This window comes from Streptomyces sp. NPDC034670 (assembly GCF_055574875.1).
Window position 1 is genome coordinate 9477 of the sequence record NZ_JBVITR010000007.1, and the last position, 14716, is coordinate 24192.

A 14716-nucleotide genomic window follows, 5' to 3' on the forward strand; every position below is an offset into this window, starting at 1 on the left:
TGTGTTCTTCTCCTTTTTTTATGCAACACCGGAACGACCCTCCCCTGACGCACACACCTTCTGTCCCGTCCCCCCCCCCCTCCTTCCCCCCCCCCCCCCCGGGCCCGAACGCCGCGACGCCGCGACACACCGACACCCCGGGGGGACCTCCGCATGCCCGACACCGCAGCCGCCACCGCCCGCGCCCGGCTCGCCGACGCCCGGCTCTACCTCTGCACCGACGCCCGCAAGCGCCAGGGGGACCTCCCGGAGTTCCTGGACGCCGTCCTGGCCGGCGGGGTCGACATCGTGCAGCTGCGGGACAAGGGCATGGAGGCCGCCGAGGAACTGGAGCACCTGGCGGTCCTCGCCGAGGCCTGCGCCCGGCACGGCAAGCTGCTCGCGGTCAACGACCGCGCGGACGTCGCCCACGCCGCCGGCGCCGACGTCCTCCACCTCGGCCAGGGCGACCTGCCCGTCCCCGCGGCCCGCCGCATCCTGGGCGACGGCATCCTGGTCGGACGCTCCACGCACGCCGAGTCCGAGGCCGCCGCGGCCGCCGCCCAGCCCGGCGTGGACTACTTCTGCACCGGCCCCTGCTGGCCCACCCCCACCAAGCCCGGCCGCCCCGCCCCCGGCCTCGGCCTGGTCCGGTACACCGCCGCCCTCGGCACCCGGCGCCCCTGGTTCGCCATCGGCGGCATCGACCTCGGCAACCTCGACCAGGTCCTGGAGGCCGGCGCCCGCCGGGTGGTCGTCGTGCGGGCCGTCACCGAGGCCGACGACCCGGGAGCGGCGGCGGCCGCCTTCGCCGAGCGGCTGCGGCAGGCCGCCGCGGACGCCGGATGACCCCCGCGCGTCCCGGATCTGTCCAAAGGGCGGACAGTAAGTCGGCATATCAGACAAATATCTTGCTTTCGGTTGGGTGACCGCCGTTCCCTGGCTAGCCTGCCGGTATGGCCCTCGGAACCGCATCCACCAGGACTGATCGCGCCCGCACGGTGCGCGACATGCTCGCCGCCGGAAAGACGACGTACTCGTTCGAGTTCTGGGCCCCCAAGACGGAGAAGGGCGAGCGCAACCTCTGGAACGCGCTCCGCAGGGTCGAGGCCGTGGCCCCCAGCTTCGTCTCCGTGACGTACGGCGCGGGCGGTTCCACCCGGGCCGGCACGGTGAAGGCGACCGAGCAGATCGCCGCCGACACCACCCTCACGCCGGTCGCCCACCTCACCGCGGTCGACCACTCCGTCGCCGAACTGCGCAACATCATCGGCCAGTACGCCGACGCCGGCATCCGCAACATGCTCGCCGTGCGCGGCGACCCGCCCGGCGACCCGATGGGTGACTGGGTGCCGCACCCGCAGGGCCTGACCTACGCCGCCGAACTCGTCCGGCTCATCAAGGAGTCGGGCGACTTCTGCGTCGGCGTCGCCGCCTTCCCGGAGATGCACCCGCGCTCGGCCGACTGGGACACGGACGTCGCGCACTTCGTCGACAAGTGCCGGGCCGGCGCCGACTACGCGATCACGCAGATGTTCTTCCACCCCGAGTCCTACCTGCGCCTGCGTGACCGAGTCGACGCGGCCGGCTGCGAGACCCCGGTGATTCCCGAGGTCATGCCGGTGACCAGCGTGAAGATGCTGGAAAGATTGCCAAAACTGAGTAACGCCGCGTTCCCGGACGCCCTCAAAGACCGGATCCTCGCAGCGAAGGACGATCCGGCGGCGGTACGCTCCATTGGCATCGACTTCGCCACGGAGTTCTGCGCGCGGCTGCTGGCCGAGGGAGTGCCCGGACTGCACTTCATCACGCTCAACAACTCCACGGCGACGCTGGAAATCTACGAGAACCTGGGTCTGCACCACCCGCCGCGGACCTAGACCGGTCGCACCTGCGTACGACACACTGCGTAGCGGCCATGGGGAGAGGGGCGTACATGGGCTGGACGGTCCTCTACATCGCGTTCGGCATCGTCGCGCTGTGGCTGCTCGGCGAGGTGCTGCTGCAGTACAAGGCGCGCCTGCGCTGGCGGCTGCTCGCCTTCGTCGGGTTCCTCGGCGTCGTGCTCGGCGTGCTGATCCCGTCCGTCGTCGTCATCGGGCTGGGCGCCGCCGCCTTCGCGGTCGGCCAGACCTACGTCACGCTGTCCTTCCGCCGCGGCTTCGCGGCCGGCTGGGCGGTCAACGCCCCCACGCTGGCGGCCAAGGGCCGCGGTGACCGCGGGCGCCGGGAACCGACCCTGGAGGTCTCCGGCCTGGAGGCGTCCGGCGACGGCCACGACGATCACGGCGGCCACGGCGACCCCGGCGACGGGGCCGCCGGCCACCGCGACGACCGGGACGGCCCCGGTACGGACGACGACTACGACCGCGACGACGTGTTCACCCCCGTGCGTCCCGACCGGACGTCGGACACCGGGGCCACCGCGGTCTACGAGCCGCAGCCCCTGCCCGACGACACCGGCTCCTACGGCGTCTACGGCGATACGGGGTACGCCGCCCCGTCCCAGGACCAGTACGCGGCGACGGCCGCCCAGGACACCGACCAGGGCTACGCCTACGACTACTCCGGCTACGACCAGCAGCAGGGCTACGACACCACCGGCCAGCAGCAGTACGCCGCCTACTCCGACCCGTACATCGGCACCCAGACCTACGGCGGGACCTCGTACGACACCGGCTACGCCGACCCCCAGCAGTACGGCCAGCAGGCCTACGGCCAGGACCAGTACGCCGACGCCTACGGCGGCCAGACCCCGCCCGGCGGCCTGTGGGTCCCGCAGCAGCGCAGCGCCGACGACCCCTACGGCGGCGAGCTCCCGCCGGAGCAGCCGTACCCGTACCAGGGGGACGAGCGGACGCCCGGGAACGGCAACGGCAACGGGTACGACGAGCAGTACCGCTTCTGACGCGCGGCCGGGCCCCGCGGGGGTTCACTGGGACCCCCGGAACCCCGGCCCCTCCACGATCAGTCCGGCGACCAGCGCGCCCGACATGCCGGCGTGCGGGAGGCCGCCTCCGGGGTGGGACCAGCCGCCGACGCGGTACAGCCCCGGAAGCGGGGTGGTGTTCGCCGGGTGCAGGAAGCGGCCCCGGCCGGCGGCGAGGGCGGGGGCGGGCACGCCTCCCCCCGCGGCTCCCGTCTCCTCCCCGGTGTCGCCGGGCGTGCGCACCTCCCGCCACAGGACGCGCCCGCGCAGGCCGGGGACGGCCGCCTCGGCGGCCTCGGCGAGCAGGTCCGCGAACCGCTCGCCGGCCCCTCCCGCGCCCCACTCCACCCCGTGCGGCACCGCGGCGGACAGGACCACGGACTCGTGCTCCGCGTCGGGGCGCAGGGCGGGGTCGTCCGGCCGCAGCACCGTCACCGTGGGCCGTGCCGGGGCGCCGGCGGGGGCGGTGAGGAAGTCCAGCTCGGCCGTGCGGTCGGGGGCGTGCACCACCGTGCGGTGCGCCGCCGTGGACTCGCGCGGCCCGCGCAGCGCCAGCAGCACCGTGAACCGGCCGGGCCGCCGCGGGCCCGCGGGGGCGGGGCGCACGTCGTCGTCGCCGTACAGCGGGTGCCCGGTCATGCGCTCCAGCCGGTGCGGGTCCACCCCGGCGACCACGTGGTCCGCCTCGGACACCGTGCCGTCGTCGAGCTCCACCCCCGCCGCCCGGCCGTCCTTCTCCAGGATCCGGGCCACCCCGGCGCCGAAGCGGAACTCGACCCCGCGGGCCCCGCACCGCTCGTGGACCGCGCGCGCCAGCTCCCGCAGGCCCCCGCGCACGTACCAGGTGCCGAAGGCGTGCTCCATGTACGGCAGCACGGCCGCGCTCGCCGGGGTGTCGCGCGGGTCCAGGCCGTGGGCGAGCGCGTGGCTCTCCAGGAGGGCGGCCAGCCGGGGGTCCCGCAGCTCCCAGGCGCCCACCTCGGCGAGGGTGCCGGCCCGGCGGGTGCGCAGCAGCCGCTTGTGGGGGACCGCCGGGTAGGGCTCGCGCTCGGCCAGCACCCGCCAGTTCGGCCACAGCGGCTCCTCCAGCAGCGGCCTGCGCGCCCGGTCCCAGGCCTCGCGGGCCCGCACCAGGAAGTCGCCCCACCGGCGGCCGGCGCCCGCTCCGAGCGCCTCGTCCAGGGCCGCGACGACCCCCGCGCGCGAGGCGTTCGGCAACGACACCCGGGTGCCGTCCGCGAACACGTGCCGCGACGACGGATCGACCTGGACCAGGTCGACGCAGTCCTCCAGCGGCTCCCGGCCGGTCTTGACGAAGAGGTCGCGGTACACCGCGGGGAGGGTGAACAGGCCGGGGCCGGTGTCGAAGGCGAACCCGTCCCGCTCCCACCGGCGCAGGGCGCCGCCGTACGTCTCCGTCCGCTCGTACACCACCACCCGGTGGCCCGCGACGGCCAGCCGGGCGGCGGCCGCCATCGCGCCCATCCCGGCGCCGATCACCGCAATCCGTGCCATGCCAGGGACTTTATCCGCCGCCGCGGGCGGGCCGGGCCCCGCGTACCGGCGCCCCGCACGGGTGCCCGGCCGCCGGGCCGCTGCCGTGGGGACGTGCGCCCAGGCGTGAGTATCCGTACCTAGCCGCCGAGATGAGTACGCGCGCGGATGGGACCCGGCCCGCGGGGACGGGAGAGTGGAGACCACGGAGAGGGGCACGCCCCGGAACCGGCGGCACGGGGCGCCGGAACGGAGCGGCCCGCGATCCGCTCCTTCCGCCGGAACCGCCGGCGGGAGCGAGGCACGGGGGAACCGGGGGACGACCGTGAACGGGGGTCCTGCGGGGATGCACGGGGGAACCACGGGGGAGAGGAAGGCGCCGGTCCGACGGTGGCCCGCGGGGGACGCGGCCACCGGAGGGCCGGCGCTCCCGTCCGCGCCGCCGCCCGGCCTCAGCGGCGGCCGCTGACCCGGCCCTGCAGCAGCCGGGACAGGGCGGCGTGCACGTCCTCCAGGGAGCGCTCCGGCTGGAAGGACTTCCAGTCCAGCGCGGCCACCAGCACCATGCCGACCAGCGCCGCCGCCGTCAGCGGGACGTCGATCTCCTCGCTGAACTCGCCGTCGGCCACGCCCTCGCGCAGCACGTCCTCGACCACCGCCACGGCCTGCTGCCGCACCACCGTCAGCGTGGACTGCCAGGCCCGGTTGGTGCGCCACAGCTCGGCCACGTACAGCTGGGTGAAGGCCGGGTAGCGGTCGATGAAGACCAGGCCCGCGCGGATCATCGCGTCCAGGGCGTCGACCCTGCCGCCGCCCCGTCCGGCCGTCTTCTCGGCCGCCTCCCGCAGCGAGGCGGCCAGGAGACCGACGCCGTGCCGCAGCAACTCCTCGAAGAGGACCGACTTGCTCGCGAAGTTGTAGTAGACCGTGCCCTTGGCGACCCCCGCCCGCTCGGCGATCTCGTCCACGGTGGTGGCGGAGAAGCCCTGTTCGGCGATGAGGGTGACGGCCGCCTCGTAGAGCTTCTGCCGGGTGGCCTCGCGCCGGGCGCTGCCGCCCGGCGTGGTGCTGCTGCGTTCCATGGCCCCGATTCTCACAGGAGCGCCGGCCGGTCCGTTCACAGGCTCAGCCCCGGGTGCAGCCGGTCCGGGGCCCGCACCTGCCGGCGGCGGGCGGTCGGCGCGGTCAGCGCGAGGGCGCCCGCGGTGAAGGTCGCCGGTACGGCGCACGCCTGCCGCACGGCCCGAGACCGCCGCCCGTGACGAGCCGCCGGAGCGCCTCGACGACATGGGTCATCGGCCGGAAGGGGTGCAGCGCGTCGAAGAAGCCGGGACTGGTCCGCACGGGGTGCGTGCCGCCCGCCGAGGTCGGCTGGAGCATCAGCGGGGCGAGGACGAGGAGCCGGCCGGCCGCTCCGAAGCGCGCGTTCAGCCACTGCACGATCGCCGCGAAGCACGCCGTCACCAGGAACAGGAAGCCCACCGTCCCGGCCGCCCGCGCCACCTGCGGCCCGGGCGCCCGGTGCGGCACCGGCATCAGGGCCAGCGTCTGCCGCACCCCGATCGCCACCACCGGCAGCAGGCCCTCCGCGGGCCGCATCCGCCCGGTGAGCGCGAGCGGCAGACAGGTGCGGCCCGACCCGGACGGACCCTCGACGGCGATCGGCGAGCCGGGCCCCGCCTCGGCCTCGACCCCGCGGAACGCCCACCCCCGGGGTCCCCCGAGCCCGAGGCCGCGAGCCGAGACGGCGGGCCCGGGCGGATCGTGCGCCGCGCTCCCCCTGCGTCCCCTCTTCCGCCACCCCGCGGAACTTCTGAACCGGCTGGTCACCGCAAAAGCCGGTCCGAACGTCAGGTCGAAGCAAAAGACCAGGTCAGAACGGATTGTCAGTGCCATACCGCACGATGAGCCCATACGGCACCTCGTGTCCGGGCGTGCCGTCACGAAGACGACAGGAGGTTCGTCATGGCCCACTCGTCCGCAGCCGCCGCCCGCCGGCGCCGCGCAACCGGCCCTGCCCCCTCACTGAACGGCCCGGCGAGCGACGTCCACCCCGTACTGCGCCGCGCCTCGGCCCCGCCCGCCGCTCTCGACCTGCTCGCCCAGGCCCGTGCCGGACTCGACGAGGCCACCGTCCTCGACACGCCCAACGAGCGCTACGCGACGGCCCACCTCGCCGCCCTGCGCACCGCCGCCGCCGTGCTCGCCGCGCGCGGCCGGCCCGAGACCTCGCCCCGGGCCCGGGCCAGGATCAGGAGCGCCTGGGAAGTGCTCCCCGAGATCGCGCCCGAGCTCGCCGAGTGGAGCGCGCTGTTCGCCTCCGGGGCCCGGCGCCGCGCCCGGGCCGAGGCGGGCATCCGGGGCGCGGCGAGCGGGCGGGACGCCGACGACCTGATACGGGACGTGGGGGTGTTCCTGCGTCTGGTGGAGCGCATGCTCGCCCTCCAGCCGGTCCTCCCCCACCCCCACGGGGACGCGGACCGGCCGGAGGACCGCGCCCCGGGCGGGGACGCGGACGGCGGTCCGGTCCGGGGCGTCCCGGACGCGAGCTGACCGTCCGGCCGCGGCGGAGCCCCGGGACGGCACGGGCAGGTGACCTGGCACCGGGCCGCAGGCAATAGGGTGGAGGGAGCCTGAACCCCTCCCCGGACCGGCGCGCTCCGGTCCGGGGAGGGAGCCCGATCGCTCCGCCGAGGATGAGGCGGTGCCGCGCCGAGGAGTCAACTGCCGTGTCGGACCCGATGCGCCCGCCCGCCTCCCACCACCCGCACACCGTGTCGCTGCGCTCCGACCCCTCGCGGCCCCGCGCCGCCCTGCGCACCGCCGTGGTCTGGGAGGTCCTCCGGGAAGCCCTGGAGCGCCGGGCCGGGGCGACGGGGCGGCAGGCGCTGGACGTCCTGGACACCGGCGGCGGCAGCGGCAACTTCGCGGTCCCCCTGGCCCTCCTCGGCCACCGGGTCACCGTCGTCGACCCCAGCCCCAACGCGCTGTTCGCCCTGGAGCGCCGCGCGGCCGAGGCGGGCGCCGCCGACCGGGTCCGGGGAGTCCAGGGCGACGTGCGCGGCCTCTTCGACGTGGCCGAGCGCGGCGGCTACGACGCCGTGCTGTGCCACGGCGTCCTGGAGTACGTCGACGACCCGGCCGAGGGCGTCCGCAACGCGGTGGCCGCCCTGCGTCCCGGAGGCGTCCTCAGCCTGCTGGCCGCGGGCCTCGGCGGCGCCGTGCTGGCCCGCGCCCTCGCAGGTCACTTCAAGGAGGCCAGGCAGGCGCTCGGCGACCCGGACGGCCGGTGGGGCACGGGCGACCCCGTGCCGCGCCGCTTCACCGCCGAGCAGCTCACCGGACTCGTCGAGGGGGCGGGCCTCGTGGTCGGCTCCGTGCACGGCGTGCGGGTCTTCGCCGACCTCGTTCCCGGCGCCCTCGTGGACACCGAGCCCGGGGCCCTGGACGCGCTGCTGGAGCTGGAGGCCGCGGCGGCCGAGCTCGCCGCCTTCCACTCCGTGGCCACGCAGCTCCACGTGCTCGGCGGGACGCCCGGGGCCGCCGAGGCGCCCGGCGCCTGAGCGGACGCGGGTGACGCGCCGCTGATCAGCGGCGCGTCCGGAGCCCGGTCCGGGCACGGAGTGTGCCCCGGACCCCCCGAATGGCGGCTTGGCGCCGTATGATCGAGGGAGACCGTCCGGCATGACGGGTCGGCCGTCGGGGAAAGAGATGCCTCAGCGGCCGGACGTCCATGGCGGGTCCGGTTGGCCAATTGGCGCAGAGGGGCGGGTTTCACGGGGGCGATTCCCCGCCTATCCTGAAGGGACCCCCCGGGTCGCCCCGGCGACTGCACGATGAGGAGGACTCCGTGCCGCTCTCGGAGCACGAGCAGCGCATGCTCGAGCAAATGGAGCGAGCGCTGTACGCCGAAGATCCCAAGTTCGCGTCGGCGCTTGAGGGAAGCGGGCTGCGTACGTACACCCGGCGGCGGGTCTACCAGGCGGTCGCGGGCTTCCTCGTAGGTATTGCGCTCCTCATGGCCGGTATGGTCGCCCAGCAGGTCTGGCTCAGCGTCGTGGGATTCCTCGTGATGCTGGGCTGCGCGGTCCTCGCCGTGACCGGCTGGCGCAAGGCGCCCAAGCCGGGTGAGCAGGCCGTCGGCACCCCGGGCGCCCCCCAGGCCGGCCGGCAGGGCAGACAGCGGCGCTCCATGATGAACCGCATAGAGGAGCGCTGGCAGCGCCGTCGCGACGAACAGGGCGGCCACTAGCTCTCCGCGCCGCTCCCGGGAAACAGCTGAAGACACGGGTCAGGGGGCGGCCACCGCCGAGGTGGCCGCCCCCTGACCCGTGTCACGTCCTGACCCGTGTCACGTCCGGGCGCGGACGCGGTCACGCACGCGGGAGGGGGCGGGCCGGCCGAGCCGTCCCGCCCCCGCTTCCTTCCGCTTCCTCCCCGCCCTTCCCCGCCGACCGGGGCCGACCGGCTCAGCCCCGCTGGCGCGACGGCCTGCGCCATGCCGACGGCCTGCGCCACGTCGGCCGCAGCGCGAGAACCCGCTCCCGGACGCCGGACCACCGGGCCGACGCCGCCCACACCACGCGCACGGTGGAGCGCGGGGCGAACAGCGCCCGCAGCCGGACGCCACGGCCCGCCCCGGACCGCAGGGCGGCGGCCACCCGGCGCACGTCGTCCGCCGGCCCCGTCGCCGGCCGCGGCCGCGGCGCGTACAGCACCTGCTCGACCGCGTCGGCCAGCCGGTGCACCGAGGCCGCCGCGGCCTGGTCGAGATGCCCGAGCCGCACGATCCGGGCGGCCGCCTTGCGCGGGGTCAGCGACTCGTCCGGCGGGATGCCGTAGTCCCACGCCGTGTCGCTCAGCTCGTCCCAGGCGGCCAGGACGTACGGCGCCACGTCCGCCTCCGAGCGGCCGTGCGCGCCCAGCCGTCCCGCCCGGGTCCTCATCCGCCACAGCATCGGCGCCAGCGGCAGCACCAGGACGGCGAGGCCGCCCAGCGCCCAGGCCAGCAGCGCGGGCCACTTCGGCCCGTCGTCCCCCGCGGGCAGCGCCGCCTGCGGCGACTCGCTCTCGCACGCGTCCATCCTCCTGCGCTCCGGCGTGCAGCCCTCGCTCCGGGAGGGAGCGGCGGACGGCTCCGAGGACGCGGTCTCGGACGGCTCGGCCGGGTCGGGCAGCGTGCTGTCCGCGCTGTCCGGCACGGTGTAGGACGGCACCGAACCGCGGGTCGGGGTCGGCTCGAAACGGGTCCAGCCCACGCCCTCGAAGTACAGCTCCGGCCAGGCGTGCGCGTCCCGCAGCCCGACCGAGATCCTGTCGTCCGCCTGCGGGGTGCCGGGCGCGAAGCCCACCGCCACCCGCGCCGGTATGTCCAGGGAACGGGCCATCGACGCCATCGCGAAGGAGAAGTGCACGCAGAAGCCCTGCTTGTCCCGCAGGAAGCGGGCGATGCCCTGCGAACCGCTGCCGACGTCCACCTCGGTGTCGTACTCGAAGCCGCCGTTCAGCGTGAAGTACTCCTGGAGCATGACCGCCCGGTCGTAGGCGTTGTCCGCGTCCGCGGTGACCTCACGGGCGGTCCGGGACACCACGGCCGGCAGCGACTCGGGCAGCTCGGTGTACTCGCGCACCAGGGCGGGCGCCGGCTCCGGGGCCTTCGCCAACTGCTCCGCCGTGGGCTGCAGGGCGAGGCTGCGCACCTCGTACGTCAGGCCGCGGGTGTTCTGGCCGTGGTCGCCGACCAGCGTCATGCCGACCGGTTCGTAGCGCCAGTCGCCCTTGACGCTCACCCCGCTCGGCGGGTACGGCATCGGCAGCCAGTCCTGGCCGTACCAGTCGGCGGTCGAGATCGTCGTGCCGATCTCCGTGCGCTCGACCTCGGGACCGAGCCCCACGGGGGTCGGGAACGCGCCGTCGGGCACGGTGGTGATGGAGCGCTTGGACGGCTTCCACGTGGTGCCGTCGAAGTCGTCCAGGGACACGATCCGCAGGTACAGGTCCGAGGCGTCCGCCGCCTCGGTGCGGACCGACATGACCTCGCGGTCCTCCTCCACGTTCAGCGAGTCGCGCAGCGACACCAGGGGGTTCACCGCCGAGATGGTGCCGCCACCGCCGGTGCCCGGGCCGACGCCCGCACCGGTGGCGTCCAGCAGGCCGCCGTTCATCGCGGGCAGGCCGAGCGGCGCCACCAGGGCGATGCCCAGCACGAGCACACCGATCCGCCGGCCGGTGCGCACCGGGGGGACGGCCCCGCCCGGCCCCCCGCCGGGACCGCGCGCCGCCCCGGCGAAGACCCGCCCCCACTGGGAGAGCCGGTCACGTCCCTCGGCGAGCAGCAGCATCAGGTAACCGGCCGCCGCCAGCAGGAACCACAGCCAGTCGACGCCGCCGTCGGAGAGCCCCGCGGCCACGGAGTACAGGGCGAGCAGCGGAAGCCCGGCGGGGGCCGCGCTGCGGAAGGTCACCGCGAGGGTGTCCACCAGCAACCCGATCACCAGGACACCGCCGATCAGCATCAGCCGTATGCCGTCGGTCAGCGGCGCCGGGATCGCGTACCGGCCGACGTCCTCCCCGCCCTGCTCCAGCAGGGCGGAGAAGAACCGGAAGGCGTCCGGGCCGGGTATCAGCCCGGCGAAGGCGTGCTCACGCGCGAACAGCACCGTCAGCAGCACCAGGGCGACGAGCACCTGCGCCGCCACCGTCAGCGCCCGCGCCAGCGGCACCCGGCGGGCCGCCGCGCCCACGCCCGACTGCACCGCCAGGGCGAGCGCCGCCTGGAGGATCCACAGGGGCGGATCGACCAGCGGCAGCAGGGCGCACGCCGTCATCAGGGTGGCCGCCCACGCGGTCAGTGCCAGCCTCGTCCGCCCGCTGATCACGGTCCCTCCCCACCGCTCGCCGCGGCCAGGCCCGAGCGCTCCCGGTCCGCCTGCCGCCACAGCTCCTCCAGCGAGGCGCCCCGCGGCACCGCCAGGGCCGTCCAGCCCGCCTCGCGCAGCATCCGCAGCCGCTCCCCGCCCCGGTCCGACGGCCGGCCGGGCACACCGGCCGGCTCCCGCAGCCAGGTCCCGCCGTCCAGCAGGAAGGCGAGGGCGCCCCCGCTGCGCCGCCGCATCCGGGCGAGGACCGCCGCCTGCTCCTCGTCGAGATCGCCGAGGAAGGCCACCAGCAGCCCCTCGCCCCCGCCGCGCAGCACGTCGTGGGCGCGGGACAGACCCGCCCCGTCGGAGTGGTCCACCACGGCGAGGGTGTCCATCATCAGCCCGGCCGCGTCCGCCGACTCCTGGTTCACCCCCGCGAAACCGTCGGAACCCTCGCCGGGCACCGAGGCGCCGGTGTCGGTCAGCAGCCGCACCGAGAAGCCGCGCTCCAGCATGTGCACCAGCACGGAGGCCGCGCCCGACACCGCCCACTCGAACGCCGAGTCCGGGCCCGCCCCCCGGTAGGCGACGGCGCGGGTGTCCAGCAGCACCGTGCACCGCGCGCGCCGGGGCTGCTCCTCGCGGCGCACCATCAGCTCGCCGTGGCGCGCGGTGGAGCGCCAGTGCACACGGCGCAGGTCGTCGCCGTAGCGGTACCCGCGCGGGATCACGTCGTCCTCGCCGGCCAGCGCCGGCGAACGCTGCCGCCCGTCGCCGTACCCCTGCGCCTCACCGCTCAGCCGCACCGGCGGCAGCGGCTCCACGCGCGGTATCACCGTCAGCGTGTCGTACGTGGAGAAGGACCGGGTCAGCTCGCACATCCCGAACGGGTCGGACAGGCGCAGCTGCAGCGGGCCCAGCGGATAGCGGCCGCGCAGGTCGGAGCGGACCCGGTAGGACACCTCGCGGCGGCCGCCCGCCTCCACCCGGTCCAGCACGAACCGCGGACGCGGGCCCAGCACGTAGGGCACCCGGTCCTGGAGCATCAGCAGGCCCGTGGGCAGCCGCGAGACGTTGTCCATCCGCAGGTGCACCCGTGCCTCGGAACCGGCCGGGACCCGTCCGGGGGAGAGGCGGCGGCTGCCGGCGACCCGGTAGCGGGTGCGGTACAGCACGGTCGCGCACACCAGCGGCAGCACCGCCAGCAGCAGCCCGACCCGCAGCAGGTCGCCCTGCCCCAGGACGTACGCGCAGACCGCGGCGGCCACGCCGGCGGCCAGGAAGGAGCGCCCGCGGGTGGTCAGTCCCGACAGGGCCGTCCGGACACCGCCCCCGCCGCCCTCCTCGCCCTGCGCGTGGACGGCGCCGGCGGCCATCACAGCCCCCGGGGCGGCTGCTGGCCGTGGCCCGGGCCGCCGCGGCCCAGGCCGAAGCCGCTGTGCTGCGGTGCCGACGCGGGCACCGGGGTGTGCTGCAGGATCTCCTGGACCACCTGCTCCGCGGTACGGCGGTTGAGCTGGGCCTGCGCGGTGGGCAGCAGGCGGTGGGCGAGCACGGCCGGGGCGAGCGCCTGCACGTCGTCGGGCAGCGCGTACTCCCGGCCGTTCAGGGCCGCGGCCGCCTTCGCCGCGCGCAGCAGGTGCAGCGTCGCGCGCGGGGAGGCGCCGAGCCTGAGGTCGGGGTGCGTGCGGGTGGCGGAGACCAGCTCCACCGCGTACCGGCGCACCGGCTCGGCGACGTGGACGCCGCGCACCGCCTCGATCAGCTTCACGATCTCGTGCGCGTGGGCCACCGGCTGGAGGTCCTCCAGCGGGGAGACACCGCCGTGCACGTCCAGCATCTGCAGCTCGGCCTCCGGGCTCGGGTAGCCGACCGAGACGCGGGCCATGAAGCGGTCGCGCTGGGCCTCCGGCAGCGGGTAGGTGCCCTCCATCTCGACCGGGTTCTGCGTCGCCACCACCATGAAGGGGCTGGGCAGCTCGTAGGTCTTGCCGTCGATGGTGACCTGCCGCTCCTCCATCGACTCCAGGAGCGCGGACTGCGTCTTCGGCGACGCGCGGTTGATCTCGTCGCCGATCACCACCTGCGCGAAGATGGCACCCGGCTTGAACTCGAAGTCCCGGCGCTGCTGGTCCCAGATGGACACGCCGGTGATGTCCGAGGGCAGCAGGTCCGGCGTGAACTGGATCCGCCGCACCGAGCAGTCGATGGACCGCGCCAGCGCCTTGGCCAGCATCGTCTTGCCGACTCCCGGGACGTCCTCGATGAGCAGGTGCCCCTCGGCGAGCAGTACGGTCAGCGAGAGCCGCACGACCTCGGGCTTGCCCTCGATCACGCCCTCCACCGACGCCCGCACGCGTTCGACCACGGAGGTCAGGTCGTCCCCCACCCCCGCGTACGCTCGGTCGGGGGCGCCCCCATGGCTCGCACGATCGTCATAGGTCGTCACCCGGCCCTCCTAGGCCTTTCCCCGCGCTCCGGTGAAGGAGCGGGGTTCCCCACATGTCCCGGGCCGACGCCTCGCGGTACGGACCGGCCCACCCCGAATCACGGACGCCACGCGGGAAAAGTTCCGCGCGACGCCACTCCCGCATTCTTGCCGCCGTTACCGATTCGTGTCACTCGCCTGTGGACAACCGGCGGTGATATGTCGGGCCCTGAGACCTTTGCGGGACCCGGGGTCCGGGCGATCTCCGGGGCGGACGGCCGGTCAGGCGGGGTCGACCTCGCGCAGCAGACCGGTCTTCACGTCGAAGACGAAGCCGCGCACGTCGTCGGTGTGCAGCAGGAACGGCGAGGTGCGCACGCGCTGCATCGACTGGCGCACGTCCTGGTCGGCGTCCCGGAAGGCCTCCACGGCCCAGGAGGGACGCTGGCCGACCTCCATCTCCAGGTCGTGCCGGAAGTCCTCGGTGATGGACTCCAGACCGCAGTTGGTGTGGTGGATGAGGACCACGCTGCGGGTGCCGAGCGCGCGCTGGCTGATGGTCAGCGAGCGGATCACGTCGTCGGTGACGACACCGCCCGCGTTGCGGATGGTGTGGCAGTCGCCCAGCTCGAGGCCGAGCGCGGCGTGCAGGTCGAGCCGGGCGTCCATGCAGGCCACCACGGCGACGCGCAGCACCGGCCGGGCGTCCATCCCGGGGTCGGTGAACGCGGAGGCGTACTGCTGGTTGGCCGCGACCAGGCGGTCGGTGACGGTGCCGTGGCCGGCGTCGGTGCTTGCGGAGCCTGCGGGAACCGATGCAGAAGTCGTCATACTCATGACGTTACTGGCCACTGGGGCGTCGAGCCCGCTGCGAGGGGGACAAAGAGCGTCATCGACCCCCGGTGTGAGGTAACCCACAAGAGTGGTGTGAGTCCCCTCCCAGGAGCGGTTCCGGCCGGTACGCGCCTTGATCCCCGGAGCGGACCACGACGCGCAGGCCGGTTGGTTGACCGGGCGACACCGTGG

Annotated in this window: 12 protein-coding genes and 1 pseudogene; 6 read left to right on the top strand and 7 right to left on the bottom strand. The window is 75.1% G+C overall.

What is annotated here, in order from left to right; all coding sequences use genetic code 11:
- Nucleotides 1–153 precede the first annotated feature (153 nt).
- The 3 genes from thiE (at nucleotide 154) to ACZ56B_RS07320 (ending at nucleotide 2887) form a co-directional block, all read left to right on the top strand.
- On the top strand, nucleotides 154–828 hold the full coding sequence (thiE, locus tag ACZ56B_RS07310; RefSeq protein WP_468787212.1) for a thiamine phosphate synthase: 675 nt from the start codon (nucleotides 154–156) through the stop codon (nucleotides 826–828).
- 107 nt (nucleotides 829–935) lie between these two features.
- A complete protein-coding gene (metF, locus tag ACZ56B_RS07315; protein ID WP_468787214.1) occupies nucleotides 936–1859 on the top strand; it encodes a methylenetetrahydrofolate reductase [NAD(P)H] in 924 nt (307 codons plus the stop codon).
- Nucleotides 1860–1915: 56 nt separating this feature from the next.
- Nucleotides 1916–2887 (top strand): SCO2102 family sporulation regulator, encoded by a 972-nt coding sequence (locus ACZ56B_RS07320; RefSeq protein WP_468787216.1) that lies wholly within the window; start codon nucleotides 1916–1918, stop codon nucleotides 2885–2887.
- A gap of 24 nt (nucleotides 2888–2911) precedes the next feature.
- On the opposite strand, the gene ACZ56B_RS07325 is transcribed toward ACZ56B_RS07320, so the two are convergent.
- From ACZ56B_RS07325 to ACZ56B_RS07335, 3 genes and pseudogenes are all read right to left on the bottom strand, one after another.
- Nucleotides 2912–4423, bottom strand: coding sequence for a phytoene desaturase family protein (locus ACZ56B_RS07325; protein ID WP_468787218.1), 1512 nt, complete (start codon nucleotides 4421–4423; stop codon nucleotides 2912–2914).
- Nucleotides 4424–4854: 431 nt separating this feature from the next.
- Complete coding sequence (locus ACZ56B_RS07330) at nucleotides 4855–5484, bottom strand: TetR/AcrR family transcriptional regulator (protein ID WP_468787220.1); 630 nt, start codon at nucleotides 5482–5484, stop codon at nucleotides 4855–4857.
- A gap of 35 nt (nucleotides 5485–5519) precedes the next feature.
- Nucleotides 5520–5986: pseudogene (locus tag ACZ56B_RS07335) on the bottom strand (YhgE/Pip family protein); the annotation flags it as partial.
- A gap of 381 nt (nucleotides 5987–6367) precedes the next feature.
- On the opposite strand from ACZ56B_RS07335, the gene ACZ56B_RS07340 reads away from it, so the two are divergent.
- The 3 genes from ACZ56B_RS07340 to ACZ56B_RS07350 all read left to right on the top strand — a co-directional run bounded on the left by ACZ56B_RS07340 (nucleotide 6368) and on the right by ACZ56B_RS07350 (nucleotide 8654).
- On the top strand, nucleotides 6368–6955 hold the full coding sequence (locus ACZ56B_RS07340; protein WP_468787222.1) for an SAV_6107 family HEPN domain-containing protein: 588 nt from the start codon (nucleotides 6368–6370) through the stop codon (nucleotides 6953–6955).
- A gap of 176 nt (nucleotides 6956–7131) precedes the next feature.
- A complete protein-coding gene (locus tag ACZ56B_RS07345) occupies nucleotides 7132–7965 on the top strand; it encodes a methyltransferase (RefSeq protein WP_468787224.1) in 834 nt (277 codons plus the stop codon).
- A gap of 287 nt (nucleotides 7966–8252) precedes the next feature.
- On the top strand, nucleotides 8253–8654 hold the full coding sequence (locus ACZ56B_RS07350) for a DUF3040 domain-containing protein (protein WP_468787226.1): 402 nt from the start codon (nucleotides 8253–8255) through the stop codon (nucleotides 8652–8654).
- Between the two features lie 217 nt (nucleotides 8655–8871).
- Here ACZ56B_RS07350 and ACZ56B_RS07355 read toward each other — a convergent pair whose 3' ends face one another.
- The 4 genes from ACZ56B_RS07355 to ACZ56B_RS07370 all read right to left on the bottom strand — a co-directional run bounded on the left by ACZ56B_RS07355 (nucleotide 8872) and on the right by ACZ56B_RS07370 (nucleotide 14521).
- Nucleotides 8872–11229, bottom strand: a complete 2358-nt coding sequence (locus ACZ56B_RS07355) for a transglutaminase TgpA family protein (protein ID WP_468787530.1) — start codon at nucleotides 11227–11229, stop codon at nucleotides 8872–8874.
- A 47-nt stretch (nucleotides 11230–11276) separates the two neighbouring features.
- A complete protein-coding gene (locus ACZ56B_RS07360) occupies nucleotides 11277–12641 on the bottom strand; it encodes a DUF58 domain-containing protein (RefSeq protein WP_468787228.1) in 1365 nt (454 codons plus the stop codon).
- Complete coding sequence (locus ACZ56B_RS07365; RefSeq protein ID WP_468787230.1) at nucleotides 12638–13711, bottom strand: AAA family ATPase; 1074 nt, start codon at nucleotides 13709–13711, stop codon at nucleotides 12638–12640. The genes ACZ56B_RS07360 and ACZ56B_RS07365 overlap by 4 nt, the downstream gene beginning before the upstream one ends.
- A gap of 261 nt (nucleotides 13712–13972) precedes the next feature.
- Nucleotides 13973–14521 (bottom strand): beta-class carbonic anhydrase, encoded by a 549-nt coding sequence (locus tag ACZ56B_RS07370; protein ID WP_468787232.1) that lies wholly within the window; start codon nucleotides 14519–14521, stop codon nucleotides 13973–13975.
- Nucleotides 14522–14716: the final 195 nt, after the last annotated feature.